Genomic DNA, 17,161 nt, shown 5'->3' with positions numbered 1-17,161 from the left:
GGTCAGGCGAACGGCGCTCCCACCGCCGTCTCGCGCTCCCGGCCCGTCGTGCGCGCCGTCAGTGTCTCGCCGGTCACCACCGTCAGCGCGCAGACGAGACCGGCCGAGAGCACCGCCCACTCGCCCAGGAACATGCAGCAGCTCACCAGCAGCGCCGCGGTCGGCAGTACCAGCTGCTGGGCGATGCCCACCTTGAAGTGACGCGCGTGCAGTGCCCAGACGGTGAACAGATACAGCGCCGTCGGCAGGGTCACGGCCGCCGACGCGGACAGCGTCGAGATGTGCGCCTTGCCCACGGACTGCTCGACCGCCACCTCCAGACCCGCACCGATCGCGGCCGCCGAGGCGAAGACGACGTAGTGGCCGTAACCCCACAGGAACGCCTGCCTGTTGGATCTCAGATGACCGTGGATCGGCACCACGAAGTAGATCCACCAGGCGGCGAAGATGATCAACAGCCCGCCCGCGGCGATCGGCAGCAGTTCGCCCAGCGCGTCCTGCTCATCGATGCCCGTCTTCACGGCGACCGTGGCCGCCGCGATGGTCTCGCCGAGCACGATGATCGTGAACAGCCCGTACCGCTCGGCGATGTGGCGCGGGTGCCAGGACGTGGGCTGGACCTTCTCGGCGTACGCCGGCACGCACATCTCGAGGACCGCCATCACCACGAACACCGCGACCAGGGTGTCCTCGGGCAGGACCACGAGGCCGACCCAGCCGATCTGGCACAGCACCACCCCGCCGGCGTACCGCAGGGCCACCCTGCGCTCCCTGCCCTGACTCGACCTGGCCACGCGCAACCATTGGGACACCGAGGCGAGCCGCATGATCACATAGCCCGCCACCCCCGCCCGGTACTCGTGGTCCTCGAACGCCCGGGAGACCCCGGCCGCGAGCACCAGCACACCGGCGATCTGGATCAGCGTGACGACCCGGAAGAGCACGTCGTCGTTGTCGTAGGCCGAGGCGAACCACGTGAAGTTCATCCACGCCCACCAGATGGCGAAGAACACCAGCGCGTAGTAGAGGATCCCCTCGCCCGCATGGCCCTCGGCGACCGCGTGCACCAACTCGATGCCCGCCTGGGCGATGGCCACGACGAAGCACAGGTCGAAGAAGAGCTCCAGCTGAGTGGCGGATCGGTGTACCTCACCGCGGTCACGGGCAGTGAGCCTGCGCAGCGGGCTGAGGTGCGCGGGCGATCGGGGCGCGTCCGGCGCGGGAGTGGAACTTGGCGTCATGAAGTCAAGCACAGCAGATGAGGCACTTAATCTCTTGCCCAGCGTGGTTTTTGTTGGTGGGAACCTGACACCGCTTGTCGCTCAGTGCCGAGAACACCTGGTTTCGCGGGAGGGCGATGTCTGTGAGAGGGCGGTATGAGACCTGATGCTCGATTCTTCGTTTCGTGCGGGACGAGCGGGCAGGTCATGGCGACTTCGATCGACTACGGCCGGGGCTGAGTGAACAAGCCTGGCTCGGTCTCGGCCAGGACCCCGCGGCCGGCCAGCCGCTTGAGCTTGAGGCGGACGTTGTTGATGTTGTTGGGCGCGACCGCCAGGTCCATCGCCTCGCACACCTGCCGCGCACGCAGCGGCTGGTCGGCTGCGGTGAACACCGCCATGATCTACTCGTAGGCCGGATGGTCCGGCAGTTTCGGTGCCGACGGCGCGGGCGGTTGCGGGTCGGGCAGCCCCAGCAGTGTCTTGCGGGTGATCCGGACTTCTTCGGCGGCCCGGCCGAGTTCGTCGAGCTGTGTGGTCAGCTGCGTGATCTGTTCTCGCGTGGTCTCGGCCTGCGCGGTGATCTCGCGTTCCCGCTCCTCCAGCCGTGCCAGCACCGCGCCGAGCGTCAGTTCCCCGCCGGTCATGCGGTGCGCCAGGCCAGCGCGGTCGCCGCGGTATCACCGCGGTCGCCCAGTACACCCGCGACTCCGAACTGCGGGGCAGATGCCCGTAGCCGCGCACCAGCCTGCGATGCAGCATCAAGATCCCATACGCGCGTTCCACGACCCACCGCTTGGCCTGGGGAACGAACCCGCTCTGCGCGGGATTGCGCTCCACGACCTCCACCTCGATGCCCACCTTCTCCCCGTGCGCGACGACGGCGTTCTTGAAACCCTGGTCGACCAGGGCCTTCTGCACGGTGTCGTTGTCGTCGGCGACCTTGTCCAGCAGCGCGATGCCGACGGCGTTCTCGTGCGCAGACGCGGCCGACACGACTACCGCGATCGCCAGCCCCAGAACGTCAACGCCCAGGCCGCGCTTGCGGCCCGGTACTTTTTTTGCCGCATCGCGCCCCATCGACTCGGCGGGCACTCCGGCCGCCGCGTGCACGCTCTGGGTGTCGAGCACCACCAGACTCGGATCCGCCTTCCGCCGCGCCATTTCCCGCACCTGCCAGCGCAGCAGGTCGTGAATGGTCTGGTCGATGCCGTCGTCACGCCAGGTGTAGAAGTAGTACTTCACTGCGCCGGGTGGCGGAAAGTCGTGTGGGAGCAGCTCCCACGGGCCACCGGTCCGGCCCTGGTAGAGCAGTGCGTTGACGATCTCCCGCATCGCGTACCGACCCTAATGGCCGCTGACCGAGGGATGCGCGGCCTTCCATGCGGCGATCACAGGCTCGACCAGCGCCCACTGCTCGTCGCTCACGTCGGTCTTGTAGGGCTTGCGCTCGCTCACGGTACTCAGCTCAACATGCCCGTGGCCGCCGACCGGCCGGAACGCCGCACCGCCACATCTTCAGGTGACGACAAAACTCCTATGCACTCTCATTCCGTCCTCTGAGGATCTCCAGGGCGGTCGACGCAGCTGCCGCCCAGGGCGTATCGACGTGACGCAGACGTTTGCCGATCTCGCCGAGGCTCGGCGCGCCGAACGCCCGGTCCACGTCCGGGAAGAACCCGATCCCGGCCCCAGGCATCGCCGGCACCGCGCTCGGTGACGACGTGGACGGACAGACCGAGACCGCCGCCCATGCACAGGCCGTCGATGAGCGAGACGACCGGCACGTGGCACTCGGCAATCCGGGCATTGAGCCGGTACTCGAAGCTGGCGAGCACCACGGCGGACAGCAGCATGTGCTCCCACGCCGCGCGCACGGTCGATGGCGGCGACCATGCCTATCGTCAGGGCGTTGAGCGCACTGGGCCGGTTCCTGACGCGCAGACTCGCGGTGTCCCGCACCGGACGCCCGGTGACAGCCGCCGACGCTCTCGGCGTGGACCACACCACCGTGTCCCGCCATATCCCCGCGCCGGAAAAGCGCCTCGGCCTGCGTCTCATCGAGCGCGGTACCGAAGGCTGGACGCTGACGGACATCGGGCGTGCCGTCCCGGAGAACGCACGCGCCATCGAGCACGTCGTCGACACCGTTGCGGGCCAGGACTCGCCACCCCTGCACGGTACGGTGCGTGTCAGCGCGCCCGACGGCTTCGGCGCCCCCGCCCTGGTACGGCTGCGCCGCCGGCATCCCCGGCTCCAGACCGAACTCATCACCACGACACGGCAGTTGGCCCTACGCCCGTCCGGTTTCGATCTCGCGTGCACCATCGGCGTCCTGCCGGCCTTCCTGACTCAGCGGACGCGACTGCGCCGACTGCTCGCCGACGAGATCGACATCCGGCTCCCCCTCACCCTGGCCGTCCGCCGCGAGGCGGTGACACACGCCAGCGGCTTCAGCGCGCGCAGCTTTCACGAGGTCCCTGCGGGGCTTCAGGTCCTGTACCCGGTTTCTCGTCCGCGTTCATTCGCCAGGCACCCGACACAGCACCCTGCGCAACGGGTGGCGACACATGTCAGCAGCACGTCCTGTGCCACATACCGTGCTCGGCCGAGGCACCCACCCTCGCCTCATCCCATTCTCCAGGTCGCCACCACCCGGCTGCACAAGGTGCGAAACACCGGCCGTCCGACCCCAAGGTTCCGAACTCGCCTTCCGCCACACGCAGTACAGAATCCCGGCGGCAAGGACAGCCGTCCCTCACGGCCGCCGGTCCTCAGCCATCTCAAGGGCCCCCTCGTTCGGGCGGTTCGACGTGCCCGGATCGAGCGAGGGTCCACGCCAATGCCCCCAAGGGCCTGCTCGCGTCCATGAGGATGACTTCACCACCTAGGTTTACTTTTCTATACTCAGCCAGTAGCGTCGTGGACAGCACATCGACCCAGCTGCCGCGGGGAACCCCGCACGGCACCCGTCCGAGAAGGAGCACCCTCATGGGCGTCAGCAAGGAAGCACACGAGTTCGCGGAGTTCCTCGCCAGCGTGACTGCGAAGGCCGAGACACCAGGGCTCGACCTGGGCATCGTCCGCGACGTCATCGACTCGCACCACAAGGCGTCGACCGAACCGGAAGGCGTCACCTACGCCGAGGTCGACGCGGACGGCGTACCCGCCCTCTGGGCCATCCCCGAGGGTGCCGCCCCCGACAAGGCGCTGCTCCACTTCCACTTCGGCGGATCCGTCGCCGCCTCCATGCACTCCGACCGCAAGGCCGCCGGCCACATCGCCAAGGCTGCCGGAGTCCGCTCCCTGGTCGTGGACTTCCGCCTGGCGCCGGAGCACCCCTACCCGGCGCAGCTCGACGACGTCGAGACGGCCTACCGGTGGCTGCTCTCCCAGGGCTACGAGCCCCGGAACATCGGCAGCACCGGCCACTCCATCGGCGGCACGCTCGCGATCCTGCTGCCGCTGCGCCTGCTGGCCAAGGGCGAGCCCGCCCCCGGTGCGATCGTCAGCGTCTCGCCCTGGACCGACCTCACCCTCCAGAACAAGTCGGTGGACGCCAACGAGGAGAACGACAAGATCCTCAGCCGCGCCACCCTCGAGTTCTTCCGCGGAGCCTGGGTGCAGGACCCCGCCATCGACCCCGCCGACCCCCGGGTCAGCATCGCCAACGCCGACCTGACCGGCCTGCCGCCCACGCTCGTCTACTACGGCGAGTACGAGACCCTCGCCGACGACGGTGCCGACCTCGGGCGCCGGCTCGCCGACTCCAAGGTCACGTCCGAGACCCACGGCCTTCCCGAGGGCCAGCACTCGTTCATCATGGGCGCGGGCCGCGTGCCCGAGGTGGACCAGGCCATCGGGCAGATGGGCCAGTGGCTGCGCACGCACCTCGGCGCGTGAGCGAAAGCCACGCCTGACGTCAGGCCGCCGCATCACCGCGATGCCGGTGACTGATCCACCGATCACCGGCATCCTGCTCGACCACACACGCATGCGGTACCTGTGTCCGCCGCGCCCTTGACTCCTCGGGCACGCCGTTCCGCCGCTGGTTTCCCTACGCGCGGCTCAACGTCTGCTTCAACGCGCTCGACCGGCACGTCGAGGCCGGCCGGGGCGAACAGCCCGCGCTCGTCCACGACTCCCCCGTGACCGACACCTACGCGCAGCTGAGGGACAAGACGGCAGCCTTCGCCGGAGCGCTGACGGGACTCGGCGTGGAACAGGGCGACCGGGTCGTCATCTACATGCAGACGGTCCCCGAAGCCGTGGTCGCGATGCTGGCCTGCGCACGGATCGGCGCGGTCCACTCCGTCGTCTTCGGCGGCTTCGCCCCCGCGAACTCGCCCTGCGTATCGACGACGCGGCCCCCGAAGTCGTCGTCTCCGCCTCCTGCGGCGTCGAGGGCAAGCGGGTCATCGCGTACAAGCCCCGGAAGAGTGTGATCCTGCAACGCCCGCAGGGGCTGGCCGAGTTGGGTCCCGACGATCTCGGCTGGGCCACTCTGGTCGCTGCCGCGTCCCCGGCCGACTGCGTTGCGTCCGGAACGACCGGAAACCCCAAGGGAGTCGTCCGCGGCTGTGGCGGCTATGCGGTCGCCCTGCGCTGGTCGATGGGCACCGTCTACGACATGGGCCCCGGCGAGACCATGTTCACCGGCTCCGACGCTCGTACATCGTCTACGGGCCCCTGCTCGCCGGCGCCACCGTGCTGTACGAGGGCAAGCCGGTCGGCACCCCGGACGCGGGCCTTCTGGCGCGTGGCCTCCGAGCACCGGGCCAAGACCATGTTCACGGCCCCCACCACCTTCCGGGCCATCCGCAAGGAGAACCCGGAGGGAACGCTCACCGCCGACTACGACCTGACCGGCCTGCGGTATCTCCTCCTCGCCGACGAGCGCCTCGCCCCCGAGACCTATCACTGGGCGAGCGATCTCCTGGGCATCCCGGTCATCGACCACTGGTGGCAGACCGAAACCGGCTGGCCCATCGTCGCCAACCCTGTCGGCATCGAGGCCGCCCCGGTCAAACCAGGCTCGCCCACCCGCCCGCTACGACGTCGCCGAATGCGCCGTCATCGGCGTCGCCGACGCCCTGAAGGACAGGTACCGCACGGCTTCGTCGTCCTCAAAGCCGGCATCAGCCGCGACGCGACCGAGGTCGAGGTCGAACTCGTCCAGCTCGTCCGGACATGCATCGGCGCCGTCGCCGCCCTCAAGGACATCGCGGTCGTGGCGGCCCTGCCCAAGACCCGCTCGGGAAAGACGATGCGCGGCATCGCCGACGGCCGTGACAAACCCATCCCCTCCACGGTGGGCAACCCCGGCGTCATCGAAACCCTTCGCCCGGTTCTCCGCCGCGACCGTCACACGCCGTGAACAGCTGCCCCGGAACCTGAACCACGGTGCACATGTTCCACGCCGTTGCTCCCTTGTGGGTAATGCCCGACCGTCGGCGGCACCGGCCCCACCGCCCGCGCGGTCGACTTCACGGAACTGCCGGTCGGCCCACCCCTGGCTCTGGACGGACCCCCCTTCGAAACCGCCGTCGCCCTGCTGCGTGACTGACCTTCGCCACCGAACTCATGGTCAGCGAACTGATGACGAACGCCATCCGCCACGGCAAGTGCCCCATCCAACTGCGGATGATCCTTCAGTTCCGCGCCGCCACCGCAGCCAACGGCTACCTGGTGCACCAGTTCCCGCCTGACGACAAGCGAGGTGCCCGGGGGAATCACCGCCCGGGGCACCTCAGCACACACGGCCGCTTCACCTCGCCGCCGGCGTTCCATGCCGCGGCGTCGCCGACCGGGTCGAAGCCTCCAGTGCCATCATATTACGCATGACAGACCATGGCTTACGCTTGAGTACGAAGCAACGACCCTGTGGAGCGAACGGAGGAAGCCTGTGGTGCGCTACGCCAAGGAACACAAACAGGTGACGCGGCAACGGATCCTCGAGAAGGCCGGCCACCGGTTCAAGCAGGACGGCATAGACGGCTCGGGCGTCTCCACGCTGATGTCGGACGCAGGGCTCACCAACGGCGCCTTCTACGCCCACTTCACTTCCAAGGACGACCTCGTGGCCAACGTCGTGGCCGACCAACTGCGCACGCAGCTCGCGGAGTACGACGCCCTGCGACCCGGCCGCACCGGACTCGAGGACCTCATTCGCGAATATCTGTCGCCCGAGCACCGGGACAATCCCGGCACGGGGTGCCCCTCCGCCGCCCTGCTCGACGAGATCGGCCGCTGCGGAGACGCGACCAAGCAGGCCTACACCGACGGCGCGCGGAGCATCTTGGACGAGATCGCCGCCCACCTGACACCCGGGGACCCGCAGTCCGCCCGCGGCAAGGCCATCGGGCTCTACACCATGCTGGCGGGGACGCTACAGCTGTCCCGCGCCCTGGCCGACCGGAAGTTCGCCGACGAAATCCTGGAGAAGGGCATCGAGAACGCCCTGGCCTTCATGGACTGACGGGGGCGGCCAGATCCCCACCAGGGCGCCGACCGCGCTTCGGTTCCTACTGCCCGTTCTGGCGTTCAAGGAACGCGATGGCTGTCTTCACGAACTGACCGTGGAACTGGAAGATGCCGCCGTGGCCGGCGTCGGGGTAGATCTCCAGCTCGGCGTCGGGCAGTCGCCGGGCCAGGTCGTACGAGTTCTTCGACGGAACCATCCTGTCGCCATCGCCGTTGGCGACAGGCACGGGCTGCCGGACGACGGAGAGATCGTGGGGCTTCTCCAGGCCCCAGCGGTGGATGGCCTTGAGCTGGTTGCTGTAGGCGATCGGTGACACTGCCTTGTCCTGGTCGACGGTGCGCTCCTTCAGGCGGGCCAGGAACTCCTTGCCGGCCCGGCGCCCGTTGGCCGTGCGGGTGAAGAAGAGGAACTGCTTCGGATCCTGGAAGGTGAGCAGGGCCCGAATGAAAATGAAGGTGACGGCGTCCTTCGCCATCCCCTGGATGGTGCGCGGCGTCGAGCCGGTGGAAGCACCGACACCCCTGTTGTCGAACGTGATGACATGGTGCTTGGCGGCGATGCCGTCGACGACACGGGGGTCCCAGTTGTCGAGGGCCCCGTAGAGATGGTTGAGGAAAACGACCGGGACGCCTGAGCGGGGACCGAGCTCGCGGTAGGCGGAGGCCGCTCCCCCAGCCGTGACGGTACGGGTCGGCGCGTTCTTGTACGACGTCACCACGTCGCCCCGAACCTCATGCGAGTCATTCACGGTCGTGCCCTTCGGATACGGGTCTTCTGCGAGCGGGCGACACCGCCTTCATGCACGTAAGACCGCAGGCAGTACCTGCAATCCCCCAGCCGCGGATGCACTCCGCGAGCCGAAGGCCAGGGGCGCCGCGGTCATGTCCCGCTGAGTGGTGTAGTCATGGCAGCTGTTTCGGTTCCGGTTGTGACGCGATCTGCGGTTCGGGCGGGGTCGGCATGGTGAGGAGCTCGGCCATGGAGGCTTCGGAGAGGTAGCGGCGGTCGAAGACCTGCCACTCGTCGTGGAGTTCGGCCAGCACCGCGGCGGCGAGTCGGTGCAGGGCGGCGGGGTTGGGAAAGACCTGGACGACGTCGGCCCGTCGTTTGATCTCCCGGTTCAGCCGTTCCAGAGGGTTGGTCGACCAGATCTTCTTCCAGTGCGCCGGCGGGAAGTCCGCGAACGCTGTGATGTCCGTCGCCGCCTCCAGCAGCATCTTCTTGACCTGCGGGAACTGTCGTCCGAGCATGTCGGCGACCACGTTCAACTGGATGCGCACCTGCTCGCCGGTGGTCTGGGCGAAGACCGTGCGGATAGTGGCGGCGACCATCTCCCCGGAGCCCCTCTCGATCACCGAGAACACGTCCCGGACGAAGTGAACCCGGCACCGTTGCCAGGCCGCACCCAGGAAGACGGTGCGGATCGCGGCCACCAGCCCGCTGTGGCTGTCGGAGATGACCAGCTGGACGTTCTCCAGGCCACGGGCCCGCAGCGAACGCAGGAACTTCGTCCAGAACGGCTTCGACTCGCTGTCGCCGACCATCAGCCCGAGGATCTCGCGGTGTCCGGTGGCGGAGATCCCGGTCGCGATGACCACGGCTTGAGATGCGATCCGGTGATTCACCCGCGCCTTGCAGTAGGTGGCATCCAGGAAGACGTAGGGGAAGACGGTGTGATCCAGTGGCCGTTCCTTGAACGCGGTCAGTTCCTCGTCCAGTTCGCCGCAGATCCGCGAGACCTCGGACTTGGAGATCCCGCTGTCCGCTCCAAGGGCTTTGACCAGGTCGTCAACGCTGCGGGTCGACACGCCGTGCACGTATGCCTCCATCACCACGGCGAACAGCGCCCGGTCGATCCGGCGTCGGCGTTCCAGCAGGGACGGGAAGAACGACCCGGTCCGGACCTTCGGGATCTTCAGGTCCAGGTCGCCGGCCTGCGTGGTCAGCAGACGTTCACGGTGTCCGTTGCGCCAGGTCGTGCGCGTCTCGGAACGTTCGCCCGGGGCCGCACCGATCGTCTCGGTGGCCTCGGCCTCGATGAGCTCCTGCAGGATGCGCTCGCACACCACCCTGATTGCTTCAACTCCCTCGGCCCGGCGTAGTGACTCCAGCAGCCGCATCAGCTCAGACTGGGACAAGGCCATCGCGCGCTCCTCCGGTTGAACTGCCCGTTCACCAGGGAGACTTGCGCGATGGCCTGCCCTTGTTCAGGGAGCATGCACCGCCAGTGGATGCACGCCCCGGGCAGACACCCGCGCGTTCCGGGTCGCGGCCCGGCTACACCACTCCATGGGACGCGATCGGCGCCGCAAAACATGGGGCGCAACGACGAAACGATCGACCGCCTGCACCACGTCAAGAGACACGTCCCATGCTCCGCGGCCCGCGATCGAAGAGGGCGGCAAGTTTCGTCTGTTCGCCCCGGCAGCGCCAGTCGCTTAGCCTCCGACGGCGCTGGCAGTTCTGGCCCGCCGTTCCCTTCGAGATCCGCTCAAGACTCTTCCGCTGCCGGCCGACCGCCGTCTCCATGACCCAGTGACGCGAGGATTGCCCCACGGCAGACGTCGAGGACCTCGTCCGCCGACGGAGAACCATGGGAGCACGCCCGCGACAGCACGATGGCGCCGACCGAGTGGGCCAGCACATTGATCACCGTGGCGCGTGCCGTGCGCCGGTCCGCGTCCGGCAAGGCGTCACCTCCGGCCTGAAGGGCTGTTGCCAGGCTCTCTATGCCGGCCGTGAACTGCGCCTTGATGTCGTCGGGTTGACGTGCAGTATCGCCCCCGAGGGCCGCAACGGTGCAGCCCGAACCCCGCCCGTCGCCATGCTCACGGGGCAGATGCGACTCGACGACCTCGGTGACGCCCAAAGCTTCTGCCAGTGACGCGGTCCGTGCGAGCCCGTTCGCGGCCACAATGCCGCCCCCGTCGCAGCCGCGCTCGCGGAACAGGTGACCCGCATACCCACCCCTCCTGTCGACGCTCGACCGCCCACCGCACACAGATGTCGATCAACATCCAAGCAGTTGACTTTTTAAATTACGACCATCATTCTAAAGTTCGCCGACTACAGAAAGGCATGGCCATGAGTGACACGCATGAGACCGCACCGACTCAGTACATCGAGGTCGGCGGAGACCGGTTCGCCTACCGGCGCTGGGGGAAGCCCTCCGGTGTCCCGCTCTTCTTCGTCCAGCACTTTCGTGGGGGCCTCGACCACTGGGATCCGCTGATCACCGACGGTCTCGCCGAGGGGCGTGAGGTCATCCTGTTCAACGGCCGCGGCCTCGCCTCGTCGTCCGGCACGCCACGCAATCGGATCGAGGACATGGCCGACGACATCGCCGCGGTCATCCGGGCGCTGGGCCTGGAGCAGGTCGACCTGCTCGGCTTCTCGATCGGCGGCATCCAGACTCAGGAGGTCGCGCTGCGCCATCCCGAGCTGGTACGCAAGCTTCTCCTGATCGGCACCGGTGTGCGCGGCGGAGAGGTGGCCGCCGACCCCAAGGCGTTCACAGAGGTCGCGACGCATCCGGTCCCGACCCTGGAGGACTTCCTCTACCTGTTCTTCGGACGTTCGGAGGCGGCGCAGGAGGCGGGCAAGGCCTTCTGGGAGCGGCGTCACCAGCGGGCCGGCCAGGATCCGCCGAGCTCGCCCGAATTCATGATGGCGCAGGTGGAAGCGGTCATGGCCTACTCGCCGCTGCGGCCGGGCGAGACGCCCTTCGTCTACCTCAACGCGATCACCCAGCCGACGCTGGTTCTCAACGGCGTGGACGACGTGATGATCCCGACGATCCACTCCTGGCACCTCGCCCAGAACATTCCCAACGCCCAGCTGATCATCTACCCCGACGCCGGGCACGCATCGCAGTTCCAGTACCCCGAGCGATTCCTGAAGCACGCTGTTCAGTTCCTCGACGAGTAGCGTCGATGGCGCATGCGCCACTCCTGTGGACCGTGGCGGTTCGTCATTCCGACTGGCGAGCCGCCACAGCCGTCCGGTTTCAGCAGTCGGCCCGCGGTCGACGCGGAGACCGCATGCCCCTGGCGGGCCGGAGGATGCGAAGCAACAGGTCGATTCCGTACGGCTTCATTTCCTGCCCCCCTCCCCTGCCCGCCCGAAGGCAGCACGGCCCGGATCCACCCCACCGAGCCCGGCGAAAGCGCCCTGCACTCCTCGACGCCACCAACACGGCCGACGATTGATCGCCTGCACCGCACCAAGGGACACGCCCCAGCCGCGTCGCCGCCACCTTGACCGTCTACGCAGGACGGGACACCCCGGCACGGGAGCGACACGGACCAGCACCACGCGGCCGGGCGGGTGCCGGCGTCTCGAAGTCATTGAATTACGGAGAGTGTGATGCGGTACAGGAAAGAGCACAAGCACGCGACCAGGCAGCGGATCATCGAGGCAGCCGGACGCCGGTTCAAGCGGGACGGCATCGACGGCTCGGGCATCTCCACCCTCATGAAGGACGCCGGACTGACCAACGGCGCCTTCTACACCCACTTCACATCGAAGGACGAACTCGTGGCCACCGCGCTGGCCGACCAGTTGCAGGCACAGAACGCGAGCATCGTCGAGCAGGCGGCACCGGGCCGCGCAGGCCTTGAGCAGATCGTGCGGTGGTACCTCTCCCCTCAGCATCGCGACAGCCCCGACGACGGCTGCCCCTCCGCCGCCCTGCTGGACGAGATCCGGCGCTGCGCGGACCCGACCCGGCAGGCATACACCGACGGGGTGCTGGTTGTCGCCGACGGCATTGCCGCGCGCCTGGCACCCGAGGATCCGCTCTCGGTCCGCACCAAGACGCTCAGCGCCTACGCCATGATGGCCGGGACGCTGCAACTCTCCCGGGCCCTGGCCGACCGGCAGCTCGCCGATGAACTCCTGGAGCAGGGCATCCACAATGCCCTCGCACTGCTGGGCATCGAAGCGCCGAACTCACCGCAGGTCACCCGTCACACCTGAGCCGCACGTCACTCTCCCCCACGGCCGAAACATCCCGGAACAGCCCCACTTGCGACCCACCGACCGACCACTTAGCATTACATTCGTAATGCAATTGCTAAGCGTCCTGAAACCCGCTACTGAAGGACCTGGACATGAACACCCCGCGCAACTCCCCCTCTCCTTCGGCGTCGTCGTACAGCAACGCGGCGACCCGCTCCGTGTCCGTTCGCGGCGAAGACTTCGTCTACCGGGAACTCGGCCCCGAGGACGGCGTACCGCTCATCCTCCTGATGCACCTGGCCGGGGTGCTGGACAACTGGGACCCGCGCGTCGTCGACGGACTCGCCGCACGGCGTCGGGTCATCACCTTCGACAACCGCGGGGTGGGCGCATCGAGCGGTGTCACACCCGACACGATCGAGGCGATGGCCCGCGACGCCGTACTCTTCATCCGGGCTCTCGGGTTCGACCAGGTCGATCTGTTCGGCCTGTCGATGGGCGGCTTCATCGCACAGGTCATCGCGACACAGGAGCCGCACCTCGTCCGCAAGGTCATCCTCGCCGGTACCGGCCCCGCCGGGGGCCCCGGCATCGACAAGGTCCCGGCACTCGCCGTCCAGGCCGCACTCAAGGGCGCCCTGACCCGTCAGGACCCCAAGCTCTCCCTCTTCTTCACCGACACCGCAGGCGGCCGGCAGGCCGGACGGGCCCTCCTGGAACGGCTGAAGGAGCGCACGCACGACCGTGACAAGGACATCGCGCTGCCGTCCTTCCGCGCCCAGTTGAAGGCCGTCAAACGGTGGGGCCGCCAGGCACCGTCCGACCTGTCGGTCATCGGCCAACCGGTCCTGGTGGCGAACGGCGAGAACGACCGGATGGTGCCCAGCCACAACACACTCGACCTGGCCGCCCGCCTGCCCGACAGCGAACTCGTCCCCCTCTACCCGGACGCCGGGCACGGGGGTGTCTTCCAGTGCCACGAGGACTTCGTACCCCGGGCGCTCGAATTCCTCGAGCCCTGAACCTGAGCGGCTGCCTTGACGATTCGAGCCTTCTCGCCACAACCTTTGGGCGTTCCCCGTGTGACACGTTATGCGAATGTGGACACCTACTACGACGAGATCGACCTCGCCCCGTACCTGAAGAGCGGCGGCAACACAGTGGCGCTGCTGGTGTGGTACTTCGGCAAGCAGGGCTTCTCGCGCAGTCGGACATCGAGGCCGGCTCGAACGCCACCCGGGTGGTCAGCGACACCGGCTGGAAGCACACCGTCCACCCGGGCTACTCGAACAGCACCAGCGGTACGCAGGTCAACTTCCGGCTGCCCGAGTCCAATGTGTACTACGACGCCCGCGCCGCCACTGTCATGTCCGGCTGGCACTCACCTGGCTTCGACACCGCGGGCGCCGCGCCCTGGAACGGTCTCGTCGAGCCCTCGTGTTACGGCGGGAATCGGCCGGTCCGCTGCCGTCGTCACCGGTCAGCGCGGCAGGTAGCGTCCGGCTCCGGTCCGCGAGTTTGCGCAGCTGGCCTCGGACCGGCTCGACCTTGCCCGGCATCAGCTCCCGGCCCAGCGCTGCGGACCGTGTCTTGGGATCCCGTGAACCCGGCAGCCAAGGGATCAGAAGCAGAACCGGCCGACTCCTCCTCCCAGGCGGTTACCGTGAGCGCGATGTGCAACGGCAGCTCTCACCCTCAGATCCTTGAAGGACGTTGCTATCGTGGCGTGGGGTAGTCCGGCTTCGAGAGGGATTCACTGATGGAGCCATCCCACACCCGGGTCCTGGTCGAGGCGGCCTACGCGGCCGGAGCCGGTGACCGGCACGAGGCCGCGATGATGGTGCTGAGGCTGCTTGAGCCGGTGACCCATCACGACGCCGGCGCCCTCATGCTCTGGGACCCGATGGCCCGCGAGCACCGCGCACTCGCCGCGGTCGCCTACGGTGATGAAACGGTTGCCGCACTGGGTGACCGCTATGCGGCGAGCGCCGAGAACCGGCCGGTCCGGGAGCGGCATCTGCCGATGCGGATCGACGACATGCCGGGCGACTACCGACGGTCCCCGATGTACCAAGAGGTGCTGAGACCTGCCGGCTTCGAAGACGGCATGACCGCCTGCCTGTTCTCGGACAGCGGTGTGTACACGGGCATGCTGCATTTCTCCGCGGCGGCGCGCGGCGCGTTCCACGACGACGCAGCCGAACTCCTCACGGCCCTGGCACCCGCGCTGGCCCAGATGTGCGACGTGGCTCGACGGCAGACCACGGGGTGCGCCATACCGCCGGGAGCGAACGCGACCGTGATCGACCACACCGGCCGTGCCTGGGCCGTCGAGTCGTGCGCCCCGGCGCTCGCGCCCACGCGGCCCGACTTCACCGGCTTTCTGCGTCGTTTCATGGCCTCGGCGCAGGTCGCCGCCACCGGGCTGCAGGCGTCGAGTGAAGGGTGGCTCACACTGCAGGTCCTGAAGGTGGCCGATCCGCTGGGACGGCCGGAGCCGGCCGTACTGGTGCAGGAGCTGCCGACAGCGGGCCTGCCCCATTCCCTCTCGCCGCGCGAGTACGACATCCTGAACGGGATGGCGGCGGGGTTCTCGAACCAGCAGCTGGCGTCGCAGCGAGACGTCTCCTTGCGCACGGTGACCACTCACGTGGAGCGGATCCTCCACAAGATGGGGCAGCCGTCGCGGGCCGGCGCGGTGGCGTCGGCGCTGCGCGAGGGGATTCTCAGCCTGGACCACTGACCGCTGCTGTCGGTAGGAATGCGTATTGAGCCGCAAGGTGGCCCGGCGCCATATTCGAGGTGAAGAGAAGCCCGCGCTGATGGCGGCCCCCACCCGCTGAGCCGGCTGTTGCCGATCCCCGCGTCCTACCCCGCTGTCGCCGCTCATGGCGCCGACAGCCGACCGGGGCTCGTTCATCCTCAGGAGGCCCGGCCTTGAACGCTCCAGAAGCTCCGCAGACAGTGCCCGAAAGACCCAGCGGCGCGGATGACGACCGCGACCGGCTGCACGAACTCGGTTACGAGCAGGAGCTCGCCCGCACGCTCAGCCTGGCCGACGTCGTCATCTACGGCCTGATCTACATGGTGCCGCTCGCCCCCGTCGCCGTGTTCGGCATCGTCTACAACATGTCCGCCGGCGCCGTCGCCTCGGTCTACGTGGTGGCCGCGATCGCGATGCTGTTCAGTGCCATCAGCTACAAGGAGATGGCGGTCCGGTTCCCCGTCGCCGGGTCGGTCTACAGCTACGTGCGAATGGGCAGCAACCGCTTCCTCGGATTCGTCTCCGGGTGGGCCATCCTGCTCGACTACCTACTACTGCCCGCACTGCTGTGTGTCTTCGCGGCCAGCGCGATGACCGGAGTCGTCTCCTGGGTGCCGGCCTGGATCTGGGTGGTGATCTTCGTCGCCGCGACCGCCCTGATCAACATCATGGGCATCAGCGTCACCGCGACGATGAACAAGATCTTCCTCTACATCCAGCTGGTCGTGCTGGCCGTGTTCCTGGTCTGGGCAGCCGTGCTCATCCTCCAGGGCCAGGCCCATCTGTCGCTCGACCCGTTCGTCCCCGCCGACGGCGGCTCCTGGTCCCTGATCCTCGGTGCGGTCCCCGTCGCCGCCCTCAGCTACATCGGCTTCGACGCGATCTCGACACTGAACGAGGAGGCCGAGGGCGGCGGCAGAACCGTCTCCAAGGCCACCATGATCGTCCTTTACCAGGTGACCGCGCTGTTCGTCGTGCAGGTCTTCGTGGCCGGCATCCTGGTCCCGAGCGGGACGAAATTCGCCGACGGCGACCCGGTCAACAACGCCTTCTACAACGTGGTGGGCACGGCCATGGCGGGCTGGTTCAAGACGGTCCTCCTGCTGACCGCCGCCCTGATCGCGATCTTCGCCAACACCATCGCCTCCAACGCCACCTCCGCCCGCCTGGTCTTCAGCATGGCCCGCGACGGGCAGCTGCCGAAGTTCCTGTCGCGGGTCAACGACCGGCACCAGGTCCCCCTCAACGCGATGATCTTCATCGCGCTCCTGTCGGTGGGAGTCGGCATCCTCGGCGTGGAGCAGTCGGGACTGCTGACCACCCTGGTGACCTTCGGCGCGATCACCGCCTACATCCTCCTCCACGTCAGCGTCTTCACCCACTTCGTCGTCCGCGGCGGCAGCCGCCGCTACTTCGTCCACTGGGTCTCCCCGATCCTCGGCGCCGCGCTCCTCCTGGTCGCGCTGTGGAACGCGGACTCCAACGCCAAGATCGTCGGCTCGTGCTGGCTCGTCATCGGCCTCGGCGTGGCGGCGTACTTCAAGCTCACCGGCCGTTCGCTCAGCGCCTCCGACGCCTGACCGCATTCCCGCTCACCGCAGGGCAGCACTCGGCACCGGTACGCGGCGCGTCACCGTCGCCGAGGCGCGAGCCACAGGCGCGGCCCGGCGCCGGCGAGCCCCTTCACCACCAGAAAGGCCCCCCGTGAGCCCATCGTCCTTGTCCCGTCGCACC

The 17,161-nt window shown here is 68.1% G+C and carries 16 protein-coding genes and 2 pseudogenes; 10 read left to right on the top strand and 8 right to left on the bottom strand.

The window, feature by feature from the left end; all coding sequences use genetic code 11:
- Positions 1 to 2 precede the first annotated feature (2 nt).
- The 5 genes and pseudogenes from J8M50_RS25020 to J8M50_RS50135 form a co-directional block, all read right to left on the bottom strand.
- The gene (locus tag J8M50_RS25020) at positions 3 to 1,241 is read right to left on the bottom strand and encodes a low temperature requirement protein A (RefSeq protein WP_050987431.1); all 1,239 of its coding nucleotides are present in this window, start codon (positions 1,239 to 1,241) and stop codon (positions 3 to 5) included.
- 203 nt (positions 1,242 to 1,444) lie between these two features.
- Positions 1,445 to 1,621 carry a hypothetical protein gene (locus J8M50_RS25015; protein ID WP_162947222.1) on the bottom strand — a complete coding sequence of 59 codons (177 nt, stop codon included), beginning with the start codon at positions 1,619 to 1,621 and terminating at the stop codon, positions 1,445 to 1,447.
- Positions 1,622 to 1,624: 3 nt separating this feature from the next.
- Entirely contained in the window at positions 1,625 to 1,867 is a 243-nt protein-coding gene (locus J8M50_RS25010) for a hypothetical protein (protein ID WP_040838822.1), read from the bottom strand.
- 4 nt (positions 1,868 to 1,871) lie between these two features.
- A pseudogene (locus tag J8M50_RS25005) lies at positions 1,872 to 2,678 on the bottom strand (IS5 family transposase); the annotation flags it as partial.
- A gap of 89 nt (positions 2,679 to 2,767) precedes the next feature.
- Positions 2,768 to 3,076 carry an enoyl-CoA hydratase/isomerase family protein gene (locus J8M50_RS50135; RefSeq protein WP_075662020.1) on the bottom strand — a complete coding sequence of 103 codons (309 nt, stop codon included), beginning with the start codon at positions 3,074 to 3,076 and terminating at the stop codon, positions 2,768 to 2,770.
- Positions 3,077 to 3,114: 38 nt separating this feature from the next.
- Here J8M50_RS50135 and J8M50_RS24995 point away from each other — a divergent pair, with 38 nt between their 5' ends.
- The 5 genes and pseudogenes from J8M50_RS24995 (at position 3,115) to J8M50_RS24975 (ending at position 7,698) form a co-directional block, all read left to right on the top strand.
- A complete protein-coding gene (locus J8M50_RS24995; protein ID WP_078481541.1) occupies positions 3,115 to 4,092 on the top strand; it encodes a LysR family transcriptional regulator in 978 nt (325 codons plus the stop codon).
- Between the two features lie 119 nt (positions 4,093 to 4,211).
- On the top strand, positions 4,212 to 5,123 hold the full coding sequence (locus J8M50_RS24990) for an alpha/beta hydrolase fold domain-containing protein (protein WP_010360718.1): 912 nt from the start codon (positions 4,212 to 4,214) through the stop codon (positions 5,121 to 5,123).
- Between the two features lie 245 nt (positions 5,124 to 5,368).
- Positions 5,369 to 6,216 (top strand): annotated as a pseudogene (locus J8M50_RS50130) (AMP-binding protein); the annotation flags it as partial.
- A gap of 69 nt (positions 6,217 to 6,285) precedes the next feature.
- A complete protein-coding gene (locus tag J8M50_RS50125) occupies positions 6,286 to 6,597 on the top strand; it encodes an AMP-binding enzyme (protein ID WP_223786330.1) in 312 nt (103 codons plus the stop codon).
- Between the two features lie 528 nt (positions 6,598 to 7,125).
- Entirely contained in the window at positions 7,126 to 7,698 is a 573-nt protein-coding gene (locus J8M50_RS24975) for a TetR/AcrR family transcriptional regulator (protein ID WP_010360717.1), read from the top strand.
- A 46-nt stretch (positions 7,699 to 7,744) separates the two neighbouring features.
- Here the strand turns inward: J8M50_RS24975 and J8M50_RS24970 are convergent, their stop codons facing one another.
- The 3 genes from J8M50_RS24970 to J8M50_RS24960 form a co-directional block, all read right to left on the bottom strand.
- Positions 7,745 to 8,452 (bottom strand): alpha/beta fold hydrolase, encoded by a 708-nt coding sequence (locus J8M50_RS24970; protein ID WP_029184702.1) that lies wholly within the window; start codon positions 8,450 to 8,452, stop codon positions 7,745 to 7,747.
- Between the two features lie 154 nt (positions 8,453 to 8,606).
- Positions 8,607 to 9,848, bottom strand: a complete 1,242-nt coding sequence (locus J8M50_RS24965) for an IS256 family transposase (protein WP_059048641.1) — start codon at positions 9,846 to 9,848, stop codon at positions 8,607 to 8,609.
- Positions 9,849 to 10,195: 347 nt separating this feature from the next.
- Positions 10,196 to 10,573 carry a hypothetical protein gene (locus J8M50_RS24960; RefSeq protein ID WP_141655649.1) on the bottom strand — a complete coding sequence of 126 codons (378 nt, stop codon included), beginning with the start codon at positions 10,571 to 10,573 and terminating at the stop codon, positions 10,196 to 10,198.
- Between the two features lie 134 nt (positions 10,574 to 10,707).
- Between J8M50_RS24960 and J8M50_RS24955 the strand changes: the two genes are divergently transcribed.
- The 5 genes from J8M50_RS24955 to J8M50_RS24935 all read left to right on the top strand — a co-directional run bounded on the left by J8M50_RS24955 (position 10,708) and on the right by J8M50_RS24935 (position 17,007).
- Positions 10,708 to 11,631 (top strand): alpha/beta fold hydrolase, encoded by a 924-nt coding sequence (locus J8M50_RS24955; protein WP_223786262.1) that lies wholly within the window; start codon positions 10,708 to 10,710, stop codon positions 11,629 to 11,631.
- A 435-nt stretch (positions 11,632 to 12,066) separates the two neighbouring features.
- The gene (locus J8M50_RS24950) at positions 12,067 to 12,681 is read left to right on the top strand and encodes a TetR family transcriptional regulator (protein WP_029184486.1); all 615 of its coding nucleotides are present in this window, start codon (positions 12,067 to 12,069) and stop codon (positions 12,679 to 12,681) included.
- Between the two features lie 134 nt (positions 12,682 to 12,815).
- Complete coding sequence (locus tag J8M50_RS24945; RefSeq protein ID WP_010359015.1) at positions 12,816 to 13,685, top strand: alpha/beta fold hydrolase; 870 nt, start codon at positions 12,816 to 12,818, stop codon at positions 13,683 to 13,685.
- A gap of 737 nt (positions 13,686 to 14,422) precedes the next feature.
- Positions 14,423 to 15,406, top strand: a complete 984-nt coding sequence (locus J8M50_RS24940; RefSeq protein ID WP_010359016.1) for a helix-turn-helix transcriptional regulator — start codon at positions 14,423 to 14,425, stop codon at positions 15,404 to 15,406.
- Positions 15,407 to 15,627: 221 nt separating this feature from the next.
- A complete protein-coding gene (locus J8M50_RS24935) occupies positions 15,628 to 17,007 on the top strand; it encodes an APC family permease (RefSeq protein WP_010359017.1) in 1,380 nt (459 codons plus the stop codon).
- The last annotated feature ends 154 nt before the right edge of the window (positions 17,008 to 17,161 follow it).

The sequence above is a fragment of the Streptomyces acidiscabies genome (assembly GCF_020010905.1).
In the GTDB taxonomy this organism is placed as follows: Bacteria; Actinomycetota; Actinomycetes; order Streptomycetales; family Streptomycetaceae; genus Streptomyces; species Streptomyces acidiscabies.
The sequence above is the reverse complement of the archived record's forward strand: the minus strand, read 5'-3'. Positions and strand labels throughout refer to the sequence as shown.